This window comes from Candidatus Cryosericum terrychapinii, assembly GCF_003570925.1.
Classification (GTDB): domain Bacteria; phylum Caldisericota; class Caldisericia; order Cryosericales; family Cryosericaceae; genus Cryosericum; species Cryosericum terrychapinii.
This window is the reverse complement of the sequence record NZ_QXIS01000023.1, coordinates 1,183-17,949: the sequence shown is the minus strand read 5'-3', so window position 1 is coordinate 17,949 and position 16,767 is coordinate 1,183. Positions and strand designations below refer to the sequence as shown.

Sequence of the window (16,767 nt, the reverse complement as noted above, 5' to 3'; positions counted from 1 at the left end):
ACAGTGTCGAGGCGGCGCATGGCCGTGCTCCAGCGATGGCCACCGGTATCAAGGTCACGAATCCCGATAACTTCGTCTTTACCTACCAGGGAGACGGCGACCTTGCGAGCATCGGCATGGCAGAGATCGTCCATGCCGCGGCACGCGGCTGGCCCATTACCGTCATCTTCATCAACAACGGCAACTACGGTATGACCGGAGGCCAGATGGCGCCAACGACGCTTCTTGGCCAGAAGACCACGACGAGTCCTCTTGGCCGCACTCCCCAGGCCAACGGTTTTCCTATCCGTGTAGCCGAGATGCTCGCCCAGCTTGACGGGCCTGCCTATATCGCTCGCGTCTCTCTGGACTCGCCAGTCAACATCCGCAAGGCGAAGAGTGCCATGCGCAAGGCCTTCAATGCTCAGGTGCGCGGTATTGGATTCTCACTCGTCGAGTGCCTGTCGACCTGTCCGACCAACTGGAAGCTGACGCCTGTGGAATCAATGGAACGCGTCCGTAAAGAAGTCATGCCCTACTTCCCACTTGGTGAGTTCAAGGTCGTCGAGGGGGTGCTGTGATGGAGTACAACGTCGTCATCGCAGGATTTGGCGGTCAAGGCGTTATGCTCATTGGTGAACTTCTGGCACGCGCAGGCATGGACGAAGGCAAGGAAGTCACCTGGTTGCCCTCGTACGGTCCAGAACAGCGGGGTGGAACGGCCAACTGCGCTGTGGTGGTCGCGGACGAACCGATTGCCTCTCCAATCCTGACTGAACCACAGGCAGCGATCGTCTTCAATCGGCAGTCATTTGACAAGTTCGAGCCTGTCATCGCGAAGGGAGGATTGCTTGTCCTGGACTCAACCCTGATTGACAGGAAGGCTTCCCGTGCGGACCTGGACGTAGTGTACATTCCTGCGACGGACATCGCGACAGAACTGGGCAACTCGAAATTCACCAATATGGTGCTGCTGGGTGCCTATCTTGGCAAGGTCGACCCTATCAAGATGGCGTCTGTCCATGGGGCATTGTCAGTGTTCCTGACGGGCAAGAAAGCTGCTCTCATCGAGGTCAACAAGAAGGCGCTGCAGGCTGGCGTCGACTTCGTCAATAAGAAGTAGGACTAGGGGATGGCAGAACTCCTCGTCAGGAACGCTCGCATCGTCTACCCGGCGACGAGGGGTTTTGTCGTTGACCGGGGATGGCTGCTGGCGCGGGATGGCGTGATTGCTGGCCTGGCAGCGGGAGACGTTCCAGTGGATGTCGGGTGGTCGGTTGCTGGAAGGCAGGAGATCGACGCCGCCGGCATGACACTGCTCCCAGGACTACTCAACACACATATGCACCTGTACTCGATGTACTCGCGGGGTATCAGCACTGGGCGTGTTTCTCATGGCTTCTTGGACGTGCTTCAGGATCTCTGGTGGCGCCTGGATCGTTCCCTGCTCAAGGATGCCTGCTGGATGAGCGCAACGTTCAGCGGGATGGACTCTCTGCGCTGTGGAACGACGACAATCGTCGACCATCATGCTTCACCCAGCTACATCGCTGGGAGCCTGTCGACGCTGTCCGAAGCGTTGAACAAGATCGGTTTGCGGCATGTGCTTTCCTATGAGATCACCGATCGTAATGGCATTGAGGGTGCGGTCGCAGGCGTCGACGAGAACATTCGTTTTTTTGACGAGGTTAAGGGAAAGGGAGGGCTGGCTTCGAGCATGGTCGGCCTCCATGCCTCGTTTACGGTCTCAGACGCTACTCTCGCCATCTTGCGCGCGAGAGTCGGGTCGCGCAAGGTCGGGTATCACGTTCATGTAGCTGAGGGTGCCATTGACGAGGAAGACAGTGTTGAAAAGTATGGCAAACGCATCGTGGCCCGTCTGGACAATGCGGGATTGCTCAGTCCCCGGTCGATCGCAGTACACTGTGTCGGCATCGACGCGTCGGAGCGGGAATTACTTGCGAAGTCCGGAACGCCCGTCGTCGTGAACACCATGTCCAACATGAACAATGCGGTCGGTCTTCCGGCTGTTCGAGAAATGCTGGAGGCTGGCATACAGGTTGGCATAGGGACCGATGGCTATACGGCGAACATGTTTGAGGAGTTCCGGAATACCCTCGTGGGGCTCAGGCACCGATATGAGGATCCGGCCGGTTTCTGGACGCAGGTGCAGCAAGCTCAGATCGAGACAAATGCCGACATCGTGTCGCGTTGTACGGGGTGCACGGTGGGTCGTCTGGAGGAAGGGGCGGCTGCAGACTTCATTCTTGTTGACTATGCGAGTCCTACCCCGTTGAACTCGGAGAATGCTTTTGGTCACATGTTTTTTGGCATGTCGGCGGACCTGGTCGACACCGTCGTGGTCAACGGGAATGTTGCCGTGAAAGGACACCGGGTCCTGGCCGTGGACAGAGAGGATCTCGAACGAGAGTCGCGGAAGGTCGCAGAGGCTGTCTGGGAGGCGTTTGACCGACTGTCCTGGTTTCCAACAGGCGTCTGACAGAAATATACTTGACATAGGCGAGTGCGGAAAGGGTCCGAACCCTTGTTCCTGCATTGCATTTCCTCTGTTCCATGATACTATATAATAGTCAGAAAACAGGAGGATTGCGCATGCAGGATTCCCAGTACACCGCAAGGGACATCAAGGTACTTGAGGGTCTGGAACACGTTCGAACCAGACCTTCAATGTATATAGGGTCGACCGACTCGCGGGGTCTGCATCATCTGGTGCAGGAAGTCGTGGACAACGCCATCGACGAATCCATGGCTGGCTTCTGCACCAAGATTGAAGTTGGGCTCAGCACAGACCACAAAACCGTCGACGTGCACGACAACGGCCGCGGCATACCGACCGACATGCATCCAGTCCTGGGCATATCGGGTGTCGAGGTAGCTTTGACGCGCCTCAATGCAGGTGGCAAGTTCGACAAGAAGAGCTACCACGTTTCCGGTGGTTTGCATGGCGTCGGTGTCTCCGTCGTCAATGCCCTCTCGAACTGTCTCTACGTCGAGGTGACACAGTGGGGGAAAGTGTTCCAGGAAGAGTTCAGTCGCGGCAAGCCCGTCTATCACCTCCGTGTCAAGGAGGAAGGGATTCCCGCTGGCGTTTCAGGCACGTACGTGAGCTTTACTCCAGACGAAGAGATCTTCGGTGAGTTTATTTTTGATCCTGAGCGCATCAGTAAGCGTCTGCGTGAATTGGCTTTCCTGAACTCCGGACTGGAAATCGACTTCGTCGACCACGCAACGGAAGAGGTTCAGGTCTTCAAGTATGACAAGGGACTCATTGAGTTCGTGCGATACATGAACGAAGGCAGTGAGGTCGTGCCGCCGGATCCCGTGCATTTCATGCGAGACACGGAAGGTTTCTTTCTCGAGGTTGCCTTCCAGTACAACACCGGCTACAACGATCAGATGATCTCCTACGTCAACAATATCAATACGGTGGACGGCGGCGTCCATGAACTGGCCTTTAAGAATGCCTACACACGCCTGTTCAACGCGAAGGCGCGACAGATAAAGTTGATGAAGCCTGAGGACAGCCTCGGCGGCGAGGACATTCGTGAAGGTCTGGTGGTCATCATCAACCTCCGCATCCCTGACCCGCAGTTTGAGGGCCAGACCAAGACGCGGCTCGGAAATGCTGATCTCAAGGGCCCCATGGAGGCCGCGGTCGAGGAAGAGGTGGAGCTGTACCTCGACAAGCACATCGATGAGTTCAAGGCAATGGCCAACAAGGCTGTCAGTGCGAAGCTTGCCCGTGAAGCGGCCCGCAAGGCCCGTGACCTCGTTCGTCGCAAGACCGAGCTGGATGGTGGGCGCCTGCCGGGCAAACTCGCAGACTGCTCGTCCCAGGACCCGGCTGAATCAGAGCTCTACATTGTCGAGGGTGACTCCGCAGGCGGCAGCGCCAAGCAGGGCCGGAATCGGCGTACCCAGGCGATTCTGCCCCTGAGGGGCAAGATTCTCAACGTAGAGAAGGTCGGTATCCAGCGAGCCCTCGAGAATGAGGAGATCAAGGCTCTCATCACTTCCATCGGCACGGGGGTCATGGATGATATTAAGCTCGAGAAGCTGCGGTATCACAAGATCGTTATCATGACGGATGCCGATGTTGATGGAGCGCATATCCGGACGCTGCTGCTCACGTTCTTCTACCGCTACATGCGCCCGCTCGTTGTCAACCAGAATATTTACTTTGCTCAGCCTCCACTTTTTGGTGTCCTCGATGGCAAGACAATGCGCTATGCGTTTTCCGACGACGAGCTCCGGACACTGCTGTCCCAGACGAAGGGCAAGCCTGATGTCCAGCGGTACAAAGGACTGGGAGAGATGAACGCTGAGCAGCTGTGGTCAACGACGATGGACCCGGAAACTCGTCTCATGGGACGTGTCACATTAGAGGAAGCCGAGGAGGCCGAACGCATCTTCACGCTGCTCATGGGCGAGAAGGTAGAGCCTCGTCGCAAGTTTATCATTGATCACGCGCGTGAAGTCTACAACTTGGACATTTGACGGAGTGAAGGACACTGATGCCAGAAAACGATAGAGTATTCAACGTCTACGTCGAGGAGGAGATGAAGAAGTCCTACCTCGAGTACTCCATGAGCGTTATCATCGGTCGAGCGCTGCCGGACTTCCGCGATGGTCTGAAACCCGTGCATCGCCGCATCCTCTTCGCCATGTATGAGCTGGGGTGTTTCTGGAACAAGCCATACAAGAAGAGCGCCCGTATTGTTGGCGACGTCCTGGGCAAGTACCATCCTCACGGGGATATCGCTATCTACGATTCGCTGGTCCGCATGGCGCAGGAGTTCTCGCTCAGATATCCATTGATTGACGGTCATGGTAACTTTGGATCCATTGACGGCGATTCTGCTGCAGCCATGCGTTATACTGAGGTGCGGCTGGCTGCTGTTTCTGCACTCATGCTGGATGAACTCGACAAGGAGATCGTCGAGTTCACGCCGAACTTCGACAACAGTCTGGAGGAACCGACCATCCTTCCAGCAAAAGTGCCGCAGCTTCTGCTCAATGGTTCCAGCGGAATCGCCGTCGGCATGGCCACCAACATTCCCCCTCACAACCTCGGCGAGCTGATCGATGCCCTGAAGTACATGCTGGACTGCCGGATCAGCAATGAACCTGAGGACCCTGCCCAGGTCCGGTCGTTTATCAAGGGTCCCGACTTTCCGGGCGGTGGCCTCGTGGTTGGCACCGACGGCATCGACGAATATATCGCTACCGGTCGGGGCAATGTTGTCACGAGAGGAAAGTACACGATCGAGAAGGACGGCAACAAGACGCGATTCATCATTACAGAGTTACCGTTTGAGGTAAATAAGGCCGAGTTCGTCCAGAAGGTTGCCAACCTGATGAAGGACAAGCGCCTGACACAACTGTCTGACCTGCGCGACGAATCCAGCCGCGAGGGCATCCGGGTCGTGCTTGAGTTGAAGAAAGATGCGGTTCCGGAGCGAGTTGACCTGCTGCTGCGCAGACATACTCAGTTCCAGCAGCATTTCCACGTCAGCATGCTCGGAATCCTGTACGGCGTTCCGCGGACCCTCCCCCTGGGCGACGTTCTCGCTACATTCCTGGACTTCCGCGAGGCAACGCTACGCAAGAGGTTCGCTCTGGAGCTCCGCAAGCACGAGGAACGTCTGAATGTCCTCAACGCTCTTGTTATCGCCATTCGAAACATCAAGCGAGTGACGGAAATCCTGACCGCGTCTTCCTCTATGGACGATGCATCGGCTCGCCTTGTCGAGAGCTTTGGACTTAACGACCGGCAGGTAGAGGCGATCCTTGAGATGCGCATGCGGTCTCTGGTATCGCTCGAGGTCGAGAAGTTGACGAAAGAGGTTGAAGAGAACAAGTCAGAGATAGAGAGGCTCTCTGCGATGCTGGCAGACCCTAACAGGATCCGTGTCTACATCCGGGATGAGCTTGTCGAGGTCGCCCGCAAATATGGAAACCCACGCCGCACTCAGATCCTGAAGGACGATGGCCGTGGAGAGGACGATGACGAGCAGTTCATCGAGGACAAAGAGGTCATGGTCGTCATTTCCAAAAACGGCTATGCGAAGATTATCCCGAGTTCGACGTTCAAGGTTCAGGGTCGCGGAGGGCTGGGAGTCGCGAGCATGAATCTAAAGCGGGACGACTATATCAGCAAGTACTTCACCGTCCGCACGAAGCAGCGTGTGCTGCTCTTCACCAACAAAGGACGTGTGTACTCGATTCCGGCTTACCGTCTTCCTGAAGAAAAGCGGCAGGGTGGAGGCGAGAATCTATCGCTTCTCCTCGGTATGGGGGCGGACGAGCTCGTCACCGAAGCGACGGCGCTGCCCGCCATACAGGAAGGTGTGTCATTCATCATCGTGACCCGTCGTGGACGTATCAAGAAGATGGTCACATCGCAATTTGTTACCATACGCAGTACAGGGAAGACGTTCATCAAGCTTGCTGAAGGGGATTCTGTGGTCGCTGTAAGACCTGTCAAGGACACCGACGAGGTCCTTATTGCTTCCGATTCCGGGCGAGCTGTCCGGATCCGGTCGACGTCTGTGCGTGCCATGGGCGCGTCTGCCGGTGGCGTGCGCGGGATGCGCCTTTCACGCGGAGGCAGGTTTGTCGTCGGCATGGAAGTGCTTCGACCCGACGTACCGTTCACACTCATCACGGAACATGGTCATGGCAAGCGCTTGAACCCGTACGAAGTTCGCCTGGTTGGCCGAGGGTCCGGTGGTGTCATTTGTTATCGTGTCACCGACAAGACCGGTCCACTGGCGGCATTTACGACGGGAACCGCCGACCAGGATGTTGTCGTGTCCACGAGCACGGGTCAGACGATTCGTACTCCTGCCGAGCGCCTTCCCCTGCTTGGAAGGGTCTCTTCGGGCGTGAAAGTGATCCGGCTGAAGTCCAAGGGTAGCGGTGTTATCGCTGCGGAAGCAATTATCAAGGAGGTCACCCCAGCGGAGGCTGAAGATGAGGCTGAGCAGTAAGGAAACCAGTGCTCTGCGTGTCGTTCTTCTGTCGGTCCTGAGCATCGCTGTGGCCACATGGGCCGTCTGGCTCCTGTGGAGTCTTCGTAACATCGTTTCTCTGGGAATCGCCGCGGCATTCGCGGCGTTTCTCTTCTTGCCAATTGCACACTGGCTCAATCAGAAGACCCACCTTCCCATGGGTATCACGTGTGCCATTGTTGTTCTTGGAATCGTGGCCGTATTCGTTGGATTAGTTGCCGTTACGATTCCTCCTCTTGTGCGCGAAACGCGGTCGCTCGTAGCGTCTCTTCCTGATTACGCGAAGACGGTTCAGGGATACTTTTCCAGACTCTCAACATGGCTGGATCGCCTTCAGCTGGGGTCGGCCAAGGACACCATCACGGCCGTTCTCGACGCAGTCCAAAAAGCCGCGATCCAATTCGGACAGAACATCGTCACGGCATCGTCCAAGAGACTACTAAGTGTTAGTGCACTTCTCCCGTTTTTCGTGCTCATGTATTTTTTCATGAGCGGTTCTCATGGCTACTACGAGATTTTTCTGTCGTTGCCGTTTATCCGTACACAGAAGGATCGTGGAGAGGTCGCGCTTGCGCAGGTCGCTGCAAGCACCAGGAGATATATCGAGGCGCTCGCCCTCATTGCGCTGGTCACTTCGCTGTTCGTGGGCGGGGTCAGTGGGCTCTTCGGGATCAACTACGCTCTGACGATCGGCGTCGTGGATTTCTTTGGCGAGTTCATTCCATACGTAGGCCCGTTCGTGGTTGCGTTGCTGGGAGCGTTCTTTGCCGCCGTGACAGGTCCAGGGAAGCTCATCGCGTGGATTATCATCTTCGGCGTCATCGAGGCTGCGACGAGTCAGGTTCTCGCCCCACGACTCATATCCGAGAAGACTGGGCTCAGACCAGAGTTTATCATCCTGCTCCTCCTGGCGGGTGGCACGTTGGCAGGGTTCTTTGGGCTCTTGGTCGCAGTCCCCGTTGCGGTTTTCGTCCGTGAGATCATCAAGAGTGCCCAGTTGCTCCGGTCAGCTTCTGAGGACGTCACAGAGAAGCCGGTTGACTGAAGACGCAATTCCGGTATAGTTAATTGGTTGTTTATCAACCCCTTTGGCAATGGTTTGACGAAAGGAGGGGTGAATGATGGGAAACTATCGTGATCGGAACAAAGACAGGACTGAACCTCAGGGCGAAGACGCTCAGCTGGAGAATATGCTGAGGCGCTACAAGCAGGATTGTATCCGTGATGGCCTCTTCGGCGAACTCAAGAAGCGTCGCTTTTTTATGGCGCCAAGCGAAAAACGCAAGCAGAAGTCCATTGCAGCGCGCAGGCGCAAGTAGGGCCGTTCTTCCTGAAGATGAGAGCATGGGGCGCGTGAGCGCCCCTTTTTCGTTCTCTAGAGCCCCTGACACAGGAAACCACCATCGACAGGGATGGATGTTCCATTCACGTATCCGGCGACGGGGGATAGAAGGAACATGATGAGGTTGGAGATATCCTCAGGACTGCCCGGTCTGCCAAGTGGGACTGCGTCAAGAAACCGCAGACGCTCGGCATTGAACTCCTGTCCGAAGAAGTCCTCCGTCATGGGCGTCCGGATAAGGCCTGGGATGATGGAGTTCGAGCGTATTCCCCGAGAACCGGCCTCGACTGCTATGGATTCGGAGATGCTCTCCAATGCACGTTTCGAACTGTCATAGCTTGCTGAGGGCATATGATGGGGATGCCTATGGGCGTCGATCGAGGATACAAACACGAAGCTTGCTGAGGAAGAGGCTACTGATAGTGCGGCCTGCGCAAACTCGAAAGCTGCAAAGACGTTAACATCGAATGTCTCGCGGAATTCACAGGAGCGAGCGTCAGTAAAGGCATCGGTTCGCAGTTCTGCCGGCAGGAACACAAAGCCGTCAAGCTCCACTGATCCGAGAAGGGCTGCTGTACAGCGATTGCGGTCCGACTCACTGCGCAGATCTCCGGACACCATGTCGATGAGAGCACCAGGAGACAAGGTGCGAGCAAGAGCGCTCAGACGTTCGGGGCGCCCTCCCACAAGCAGGAGGCGGGCATGCTCTCGGTCAAGCGACGCCGTAAGTGCCGAGCCGATGCCGGCTGTGCTGCCTGCGATGGCAATCGTCCTTCCTTTCAGAGCAAGGTCCATTGGCTACTGGATCGGTATCATGCACAGGAAGACAAGGTCATCGGTTCCTTCGTTGACGAAATTGTGAATCGCCTCTGGCTCGATGTAGATAGCGTGGTCTGGGCTGACATGACGAGTTTCACCTTCGCAGAAGGCAGTACAGGTTCCCTTGATGATAAAGATCTCGTGTTCCCAGGAGTGAGCGTGCCGCGGTGTAGAACCACCCGGCTTGACAACGAAGTACCGCATGGCAAACGTGGGGACTCCGTCCGAACGGTTGAGCAACCAGCGTATCGTTGTGCCACGGGCTCCGGCTTCAGTGACAGCAATCTCCGCGACGTCTTGGACTGCCTTGACAATCATGACGACCTCCAGTTGGACTAGATAACATGGATTATACTACAGTTGTCGGCATAAGGATCCGTTTAGGACTGCCCATGCTTGCATTTTCCAAGTGAGCAGGTATTATTTACATGAACCAGTCGATACATTCCAATCGTCAACCATGAGGTCGAGATGTTTAAAAGTCAATCCTTGGATGGGTTTTTGACCGAACTCTCATCGCGCAATCCAACTCCCGGTGGAGGTAGTGCCGCCGGGCTTGCTGCGGCGTTGGGGGTGGCTTTAGTCGAAATGGTCGCCAATGTCGTGAGTGCGCGTGACGAGGTGGAGAAGAGCCGTTTGGCACTATTCGTCGAGGGCTGCGAAGCATCGCGGGCGGAGTTTGTTGCGATGATGGATCAGGATAGCGCGGCATTCGAGGGTTACATGACTGCCACGAAGTTGCCCAAGACGACCGATGACGAGAAACTTGTGCGACGTGGGGCTATGCAGGATGCACTTAAAGGTTCGACGAGAGTTCCTCTCGCGTTGGCCGTCCGCGTGTGCGATTTTGCCGAGCTTCTCGTCGCAACGTTTCGTGATGCGCCAAAGGACATTGCGTCCGACCTGTATGTTGGTGCCGCAATGCTTGAGGCTGCCTTTGCCGGGGCCATTGCCAACGTCTATGTCAACCTCGCATACCTACGAGATCCTGTCTTCAAAGATGAGACGCGTGTGACAGTTCAGCAGTGTCAGACGCGTGTTGCTATGTTGGGCTCGTTCAAGGATTCTATCGGGCGCTTGCTGGCTATTGAGTGACCACTTGGCGAAAGAAGGCAGAGGATCATGAACTTCACTGAACAAGAGTTGCTAGAAAAGACGTCCCGGGAGTTGTACGAGATTGCGAAAGTACTGCATGTTCGGAACTATACACGGCTCAAGAAGCCGGAACTCATCGAGGAGCTGTTGAAACTTGGGGGTAAGGATGCTAACGATCAGGAGGGGTCTGCCATGAGCTCCATGGGGCCCTACGACAACCATGACAAGCCTGAGGTAGTGACCGAGCACCTCGACATTGAACAAGAACGTGTACCGGGGCACGTCGTTTCCGGGGCTGTCATCTCGAGTTCGTCTGAGCGCCGTGGCGGCGAGGTTCCACGGACGGGGGGAGAGGAGTTCGCTGCCTCGGGCCTGTGCGAAATCCTCGCGGAGGGATATGGGTTCATGCGTTCCAACTACTTCCCTTCCTCGTCGGACGTCTATATCTCGCCCCCCATGATCCGGCGGTTCGGTCTTCGGACTGGTGACTGGCTCGAAGGTATCGTCCACCTGCCGCGCGGGGACAAGGAGAAGTACTCCTCACTGATGCGCATCCGCAGCATCAATGGCATTGGCATCGAAGGCTACGTGGTCGCTCGGCCGCAATTTGAATCACTCACACCGATTTTTCCTAACAAGCATCTCAAGCTGGAAACGCCCAACTGCAGCATGGCGGTGCGCCTTCTTGAGCTTGTTGCCCCAATTGGCAAGGGTCAGCGTGGCCTGATCGTGTCTCCACCGAAGGCCGGGAAGACAACCATTCTCAAGAACATTGCGCAGAGCATCGAGTACAATCACCCCGAGGTCACACTGATGGTGCTCCTTATCGATGAGCGACCCGAGGAAGTCACAGACATGAAGCAGTCGATTCGGAGCGAGGTGATCAGTTCGACCTTCGACCAGCCTCCCGAGAACCATATTCGAGTCGTCGAGCTGGCCCTGGAGCGTGCAAAGCGCTTGGTCGAGGTCAAGAAGGATGTCGTCATCCTCATGGATGGCATCACCCGGCTCACGCGCGCTTACAACCTCATCAGTTCCTCTTCAGGGAAGACTCTGTCGGGTGGTCTCGATCCAACAGCGATTCGTGGCCCCAAGAGAGTTATCGGAGCCGCGCGGAACATGGTCGAGGGCGGCAGTCTCACGCTCATCGCAACAGCGCTCGTTGAGACGGGCAGCCGCCTGGACCAGGTCATCTATGAGGAATTCAAGGGCACAGGTAACATGGAACTCGTTCTGGACCGCGAGCTGGCTGAGCGTCGCATTTTCCCCGCTATCGACGTCCGGAAGTCCGGCACAAGGCGCGAAGAACTACTGTACACGCCTGAGGAGTATCGCAAGATCTGGGCTCTCAGACAGTTCATCGGCAACGAGGATCCGACGGAGAGTCTTGAGAAGCTCATCGCCATGCTTCAGAGAACCGCCAATAATCGGGAGTTCCTGGCCAACATTGTAGCGCAGGACAGCGCTGGACGCTAGGCATCATGGATAGTCTCTCCGGCAGGATCGAGGTCGTTGCCGGCTGCATGTTCTCGGGGAAATCCGAGGAGCTCATTCGACGCCTCAAGAGGGCTCAGATTGCGCGGCAGAAAGTCATCGCTCTCAAGTCGTCTCTCGATGACCGCTATGGGCTTGAGACGATCACGAGCCATTCGGGTATTCGCCTTGAATCAGCTGTTGTGGCATCTCCTTCTGACGTGCTCAGGATCGTCGAGGAGAAGCAGGTGGAAGTGGTTGGCATCGATGAGGTGCAGTTCTTCGACCCCGGGATCGTCGAGGTTGCAGAGTATCTTGCGGGTCAGGGCGTTCGCGTCATCCTCGCTGGACTCGACCAGGACTTTCGTGGTGAGCCGTTCGGACCTATGCCTGAACTGCTTGCGCTTGCGGAAGAAGTGACGAAGTTGACTGCGGTATGCATGGTATGTGGCAGACCGGCAACGCGTACTCAGCGCATCGTCAATGGACGTCCAGCGCGATATGACGACCCGGTGGTGATGGTAGGTGCAGCCGAGAGCTACGAAGCACGCTGTCGTGAGCACCATGTGGTTCCAGGTCGACCAGAGCGTGTACTGGAAAAGGAGCGCCTCATTTGAGGTATGAAGTGAGCCGATGAGTTTGGAAACAGAACAGTTGGCACGTAGAATCCATGAGATCGACGAGCGAGTTGCCAACCTGCGCTACGATGTCGATCAGAAGGAAATTCAGAAACTCACTCTGGAGCGCCGCACGATGGATTCTCTGTTCGGGCTGATTAGTCGCGAAGAATCTCTGAGGACTCACCTTGCTGACAATGATGCGCTTCTTGCAGAGGGAACGGATTCCGAGTTCACTGCCATGATCGAAGAAGACAAGCTCCGACTTCGGCGGGAACTGGAAGCTGTCCACGCTCAGATCGAGGAAGAACGCATTCCCAAAGACCCGGATGACGACAAGAACATCATCGTTGAGATCCGGGGAGGTGTCGGTGGCGACGAAGCGGCGTTGTTTGCCGCTGACCTGTTTCGCATGTACTCCTACTTCGCAGGACAGCATGGCCTCAAGATAGAAGTCATCTCGAGTCATCCAACCGAAATCGGGGGGTTTAAGGAAGTTGTCTTCTCGGTGCTCGGGATAGGAAGTTATCGGCTCTTCAAGTTCGAGAGCGGGGTCCACCGCGTCCAGCGTGTCCCTGAGACGGAGGCTTCTGGACGCATTCATACGTCCACTGCTACGGTGGCGGTGCTGCCTGAAGCTGAAGATGTCGACGTGCATATCGACGACGACGACATCAAACTTGAACTGTTTCACGCATCTGGACATGGAGGGCAGAATGTTCAGAAGGTAGAGACGGCTGTTCGCATGACACACATTCCAACAGGCATCACTGCGTCATGCCAGGATGAGAGATCCCAGCTGAAGAATAAGGACAAGGCTCTCAAGGTGCTGCGATCCCGTGTCTATGAGTTCATGAAGGAAAAGGCCGACAGTGAGATGATCGATGAGCGCAGGGCTCAGATCGGCAGTGGCATGCGCAATATGCGTATCCGTACCTACAACTTCCCTCAAGGTCGTCTGACTGACCACCGGATTGGACTGTCCCTGTACAACCTGCCTCTTATTATGGAAGGGAACCTCGATCCAGTAGTCGACGCTCTTCACCGGGCTTTCCGGGAGAGGACTCTGGAGACGCCCATTCTGCAGGGCAACGACGACGATTGACTCTTCGAGAAGTACTTGCCCATGCTGAGCAGCGTGCACGGCTCTCGTCGCAAAAGCACGGTGACCTGCAGTACGTTGTTGCGGCAAGCAGTGGATGGAGTCGTTCAGATCTGCTCCTTCGGCTGGACCAGCCCGCTGAGACTGGCACGCAGGCATTTGTGGAACATGCTGCCCAGCAACTGGCAGATGGATGCGCTGCGGAGTACCTCACCGGCTATACCGCTTTCTGCGATATTGTCGTGCGAGTGCGGGAGGGTATTTTCGTGCCTCGCCCGGAGACGGAAAGCCTGGTGCAGATGGCTGGGGACTTCATTACCGATCAGGATCGCCCCCGTGCCACCGTATTGGACCTTTGCTCTGGTTCAGGGGCTGTCGCTCTAGCATTGGCCGCCAGACTGCCACAGGTAGCGGTTGTGGGACTGGAACTCGACCCTATCTCTGTTTCGTGTTCCCGCGAATCCGCCTTGGATCTGGGTCTGTCAGAGCGGGTCAGGTTCGTCCAGGGCAACGTGCTGGCAACGTGGGGTCTTGCCCTCGCCGATTTTCGCAGTCGCACTGATGTCATTGTCAGTAATCCTCCTTATGTGCGTGAGCAGCGTCTGTTCCCGGCGCACGCGTCTTCGCCCAGAGAACCGGTCCAGGCACTCTATGGCGGCACGTCGGGCATGGTTTTCTACAAACGGATCATTGCACAGGCTTGTGACTGGTTACGACCCGGTGGCCTGCTGCTGCTGGAGATTGACGATGGATTGGAAGAGGCTATACTCAACCTGTTTGAGCGGTATGGACTGCAGGGCGGACGCTGGTCGCCTGACCTCAGAGGGCTGCCGCGCTACGCGGAGGCACGTCGAGCAGAATGAACACGTTCAACTTCATCTTGAGTGATCTAGCGGTTTTTGCTGTGGCATACGTCGTCGGTTCTGTGCCGTTCAGTTACATCTTCGCTAAAATGATCAAGGGTGTGGACATCACGAAGGTGGGCAGCAGGAACATGGGAGCTACAAATGTGTTGCGCACCGCAGGTCCTCTTCCTGCTGCGTTTGCCTTTGCTGGCGACTTTCTGAAACCAGTACTCCTTCTGCTCGTGCTGATAAGGTTCTTTCCAGTCATATCGCGGGAAACACTGTTTGTGGCGGCTGTTGTCGTGGTCCTGGGCCACGATTTCTCCGTTCTTGCCGGGTTCAAGGGAGGAAAGGGTGTTGCTACGACATTCGGAGTTGTGTTTGTGCTGAGCTGGCCCGTCGCTCTCGTGGAGTTGGGCATCTGGCTTGTTGTGATGGTGCTCCGCAATACCGTCTCTCTTGCATCAGTGGCCGTGTTTGCCACTCTTCCAGTTGTAGCGCTTCTTCTGAGACAGCCGCCGAAACTTGTTCTGATTTATACCCTGCTTGCTGTGCTCGGCATCGTTCGGCATGTTGCAAACATCCGTCGGTTGAGGGCTGGCGAAGAGCCCAAACTCGAATGGTCCTATTTTCGGAGGCGGTAGATATCTCTGCCTGAGAGTGTCCTATTGGACACCTGCTCAGACGCCGATTTTCTGCGGCTATCCGAGCGTATTGCTTCGGGGGCTGTCGCAGTGTTCCCGACGGACACCGTCTATGGCATTGGTTGCAGCGCGGCATGCGCGTCTTCGGTTACCAGGGTGTTCACAGTAAAGCATCGCGATGCCGCCAAGCCGTTGCCCGTCTTTGTACCCGATATCGCTCGTGTCCTGCCGTGGATCGAGCCTGCGGCACGTGTCATGGCCCAGCGTCTTGCCAGCGTATTCTGGCCTGGGGCGCTTACCATCGTCGTCGACGTTGCGGGGAGTGGTCTCTACACACAGCCCCTGCCGCACCCAGAAGCATCCAGCATCGGTTTCCGGGTGCCCCGCCACACTGGACTCCTTCGCTTGCTTGCTGGCGGTCTCCTGATGGCGCAGACAAGTCTGAATGAGAGTGGTGAGAGTGTCATTGAGAGCCTGGACGCACCCGGGGCTCCCAGGTTGCTGGAGCGAGCAGACCTGGTCCTGGACAGCCGACGGCGGCCAGAAGGCCGACCATCGACGGTTGTCAGATTGACAGCGGGGTCGTGGTCCATCCTGCGCGAGGGCAGTATCTCTCCTGCCGACGTGGCTGCGGCGCTAGTAGGAGAGGTTCCGTGAGACGTGACATTGCAATAGACGGGCCTTCTGGATCCGGCAAGACATCGGTGGGACTGGGTGTGGCCGCTGGGCTCGGCCTCATGCTCGTCGACTCTGGGCTGTTGTACAGGGCGTTCACCGCTGCATATGCGGAGCAGTTTCCATCTGACCGTTGTCTCCGGAGTGATCGTCTGTTGGATATCCTCGAGCGTTGTATAAGCTACGAGCCCGGCGGTACGGTTCTGTTTGGCGGGCGCGTTCTTCAGTTGTCCCTCCACGACCCGAGAGTGGACAGCCTCGTGTCACCAGTCAGTGCGGTGCCACAGGTGCGGGCAGCCGTGAACAGGGAGTTGCGACGCATCGCCTTGCTCCAGGATGTTGTCATGGTTGGCCGGGACATAGGAACGACGGTTCTTCCCAAGGCCCTCCTGAAGGTGTTCATTACTGCGGACCCGGATGTTCGCGCCAGGCGGCGGGTTGCCCAGCTCGAGCATCAGGGTAGCCCGGTCGACTACGAAGTCGTGCTGGCCAACATCAAGGAACGTGATGCGATAGATTCATCCCGGGAAGACTCGCCTCTTCGATGCACAGAGGAGCACGTCAAGCTGGACAACTCTGCTGACGGATCCGATGGAGTCGTGCAGGTGATCCTGGCCGAGTACCGCAGGAGGCTTGAGCATGTTGTATGAGCTGGTTGTCCCGATAGGCAGGCTCTGGTTCAGTGTCTTCTTCAGACTCCACGTCATTGGGCTTGAGAATGTACCGAGGCACGGACCAGGACTTATCTGCGGCAACCACTGCAGTTATCTGGATCCCATGCTTGCCGCCTTTGCGCTTCCGCGCAAGGTCTACAGCCTGTCACGCAAGGAGATCTACCAGCAGCGGCTGCTGGGGCCATTCATACGCCGTCTGGGTGGCGTACGTATCGACAGGGAGTCTCTGGCCGACAAGTGTGCCCTCCAGACAGTGCTGGCAATCATGGACCATGGCGACCTGTGCATGATCTACCCCGAAGGAACGCGGTCACCAGACGGATGTCTACAGAACCCTCACAACGGGGCGGCTTTTCTGGCAGTGAAGTCGGGAGCACCGGTGGTCCCCATGGCCATCATCGGCTCATATGAGTGCTGGCCGAGGCAGAGGAGAGTCCCTAGAATTGGTCGCATTACCGTGCGGATAGG

General features: G+C 56.6%; 18 protein-coding genes. 16 read left to right on the top strand and 2 right to left on the bottom strand.

The window, feature by feature from the left end:
- From SMC7_RS03980 to rpsU, 7 genes are all read left to right on the top strand, one after another.
- The coding region (locus SMC7_RS03980) for a thiamine pyrophosphate-dependent enzyme (RefSeq protein WP_119089065.1) at positions 1-560 on the top strand (560 nt) is incomplete at its 5' end.
- The gene (locus tag SMC7_RS03975) at positions 560-1,102 is read left to right on the top strand and encodes a 2-oxoacid:acceptor oxidoreductase family protein (protein WP_119089063.1); all 543 of its coding nucleotides are present in this window, start codon (positions 560-562) and stop codon (positions 1,100-1,102) included. The genes SMC7_RS03980 and SMC7_RS03975, both read left to right, overlap by 1 nt.
- Before the next feature lie 9 nt (positions 1,103-1,111).
- Complete coding sequence (gene ssnA / locus SMC7_RS03970) at positions 1,112-2,479, top strand: putative aminohydrolase SsnA (protein WP_119089062.1); 1,368 nt, start codon at positions 1,112-1,114, stop codon at positions 2,477-2,479.
- Between the two features lie 113 nt (positions 2,480-2,592).
- Positions 2,593-4,497 (top strand): DNA gyrase/topoisomerase IV subunit B, encoded by a 1,905-nt coding sequence (locus tag SMC7_RS03965; RefSeq protein ID WP_119089061.1) that lies wholly within the window; start codon positions 2,593-2,595, stop codon positions 4,495-4,497.
- Positions 4,498-4,514: 17 nt separating this feature from the next.
- Complete coding sequence (gene gyrA, locus SMC7_RS03960) at positions 4,515-6,992, top strand: DNA gyrase subunit A (protein ID WP_119089060.1); 2,478 nt, start codon at positions 4,515-4,517, stop codon at positions 6,990-6,992.
- The gene (locus tag SMC7_RS03955; RefSeq protein ID WP_119089059.1) at positions 6,976-8,058 is read left to right on the top strand and encodes an AI-2E family transporter; all 1,083 of its coding nucleotides are present in this window, start codon (positions 6,976-6,978) and stop codon (positions 8,056-8,058) included. The genes gyrA and SMC7_RS03955 overlap by 17 nt, the downstream gene beginning before the upstream one ends.
- A gap of 73 nt (positions 8,059-8,131) precedes the next feature.
- On the top strand, positions 8,132-8,332 hold the full coding sequence (gene rpsU, locus SMC7_RS03950; protein WP_207798710.1) for a 30S ribosomal protein S21: 201 nt from the start codon (positions 8,132-8,134) through the stop codon (positions 8,330-8,332).
- Positions 8,333-8,388: 56 nt separating this feature from the next.
- On the opposite strand, the gene SMC7_RS03945 is transcribed toward rpsU, so the two are convergent.
- Both SMC7_RS03945 and SMC7_RS03940 read right to left on the bottom strand, forming a co-directional pair.
- Positions 8,389-9,150, bottom strand: coding sequence for an SDR family NAD(P)-dependent oxidoreductase (locus tag SMC7_RS03945; protein ID WP_119089058.1), 762 nt, complete (start codon positions 9,148-9,150; stop codon positions 8,389-8,391).
- Between the two features lie 3 nt (positions 9,151-9,153).
- On the bottom strand, positions 9,154-9,492 hold the full coding sequence (locus tag SMC7_RS03940) for a cupin domain-containing protein (RefSeq protein ID WP_119089057.1): 339 nt from the start codon (positions 9,490-9,492) through the stop codon (positions 9,154-9,156).
- A 153-nt stretch (positions 9,493-9,645) separates the two neighbouring features.
- Between SMC7_RS03940 and SMC7_RS03935 the strand changes: the two genes are divergently transcribed.
- The 9 genes from SMC7_RS03935 to SMC7_RS03895 form a co-directional block, all read left to right on the top strand.
- Positions 9,646-10,269: a cyclodeaminase/cyclohydrolase family protein gene (locus SMC7_RS03935; protein WP_119089056.1), complete on the top strand. Its 624-nt coding sequence runs from the start codon at positions 9,646-9,648 to the stop codon at positions 10,267-10,269.
- Between the two features lie 27 nt (positions 10,270-10,296).
- Positions 10,297-11,745 carry a transcription termination factor Rho gene (gene rho, locus SMC7_RS03930; RefSeq protein WP_119089055.1) on the top strand — a complete coding sequence of 483 codons (1,449 nt, stop codon included), beginning with the start codon at positions 10,297-10,299 and terminating at the stop codon, positions 11,743-11,745.
- A 5-nt stretch (positions 11,746-11,750) separates the two neighbouring features.
- Positions 11,751-12,359, top strand: a complete 609-nt coding sequence (locus SMC7_RS03925) for a thymidine kinase (protein WP_119089054.1) — start codon at positions 11,751-11,753, stop codon at positions 12,357-12,359.
- A 16-nt stretch (positions 12,360-12,375) separates the two neighbouring features.
- Positions 12,376-13,464 carry a peptide chain release factor 1 gene (gene prfA / locus SMC7_RS03920; RefSeq protein ID WP_119089053.1) on the top strand — a complete coding sequence of 363 codons (1,089 nt, stop codon included), beginning with the start codon at positions 12,376-12,378 and terminating at the stop codon, positions 13,462-13,464.
- Positions 13,461-14,324 carry a N5-glutamine methyltransferase family protein gene (locus SMC7_RS03915; RefSeq protein ID WP_119089052.1) on the top strand — a complete coding sequence of 288 codons (864 nt, stop codon included), beginning with the start codon at positions 13,461-13,463 and terminating at the stop codon, positions 14,322-14,324. Before prfA ends, SMC7_RS03915 begins: the two co-directional genes overlap by 4 nt.
- The gene (gene plsY / locus SMC7_RS03910; RefSeq protein ID WP_119089051.1) at positions 14,321-14,950 is read left to right on the top strand and encodes a glycerol-3-phosphate 1-O-acyltransferase PlsY; all 630 of its coding nucleotides are present in this window, start codon (positions 14,321-14,323) and stop codon (positions 14,948-14,950) included. The genes SMC7_RS03915 and plsY overlap by 4 nt, the downstream gene beginning before the upstream one ends.
- Before the next feature lie 24 nt (positions 14,951-14,974).
- A complete protein-coding gene (locus SMC7_RS03905) occupies positions 14,975-15,607 on the top strand; it encodes an L-threonylcarbamoyladenylate synthase (protein WP_165845127.1) in 633 nt (210 codons plus the stop codon).
- Positions 15,604-16,275, top strand: coding sequence for a (d)CMP kinase (gene cmk / locus SMC7_RS03900; RefSeq protein ID WP_165845126.1), 672 nt, complete (start codon positions 15,604-15,606; stop codon positions 16,273-16,275). The genes SMC7_RS03905 and cmk overlap by 4 nt, the downstream gene beginning before the upstream one ends.
- Positions 16,265-16,767 (top strand): lysophospholipid acyltransferase family protein (locus tag SMC7_RS03895; RefSeq protein ID WP_133298279.1); only part of this gene is annotated, 503 nt, incomplete at its 3' end. The genes cmk and SMC7_RS03895, both read left to right, overlap by 11 nt.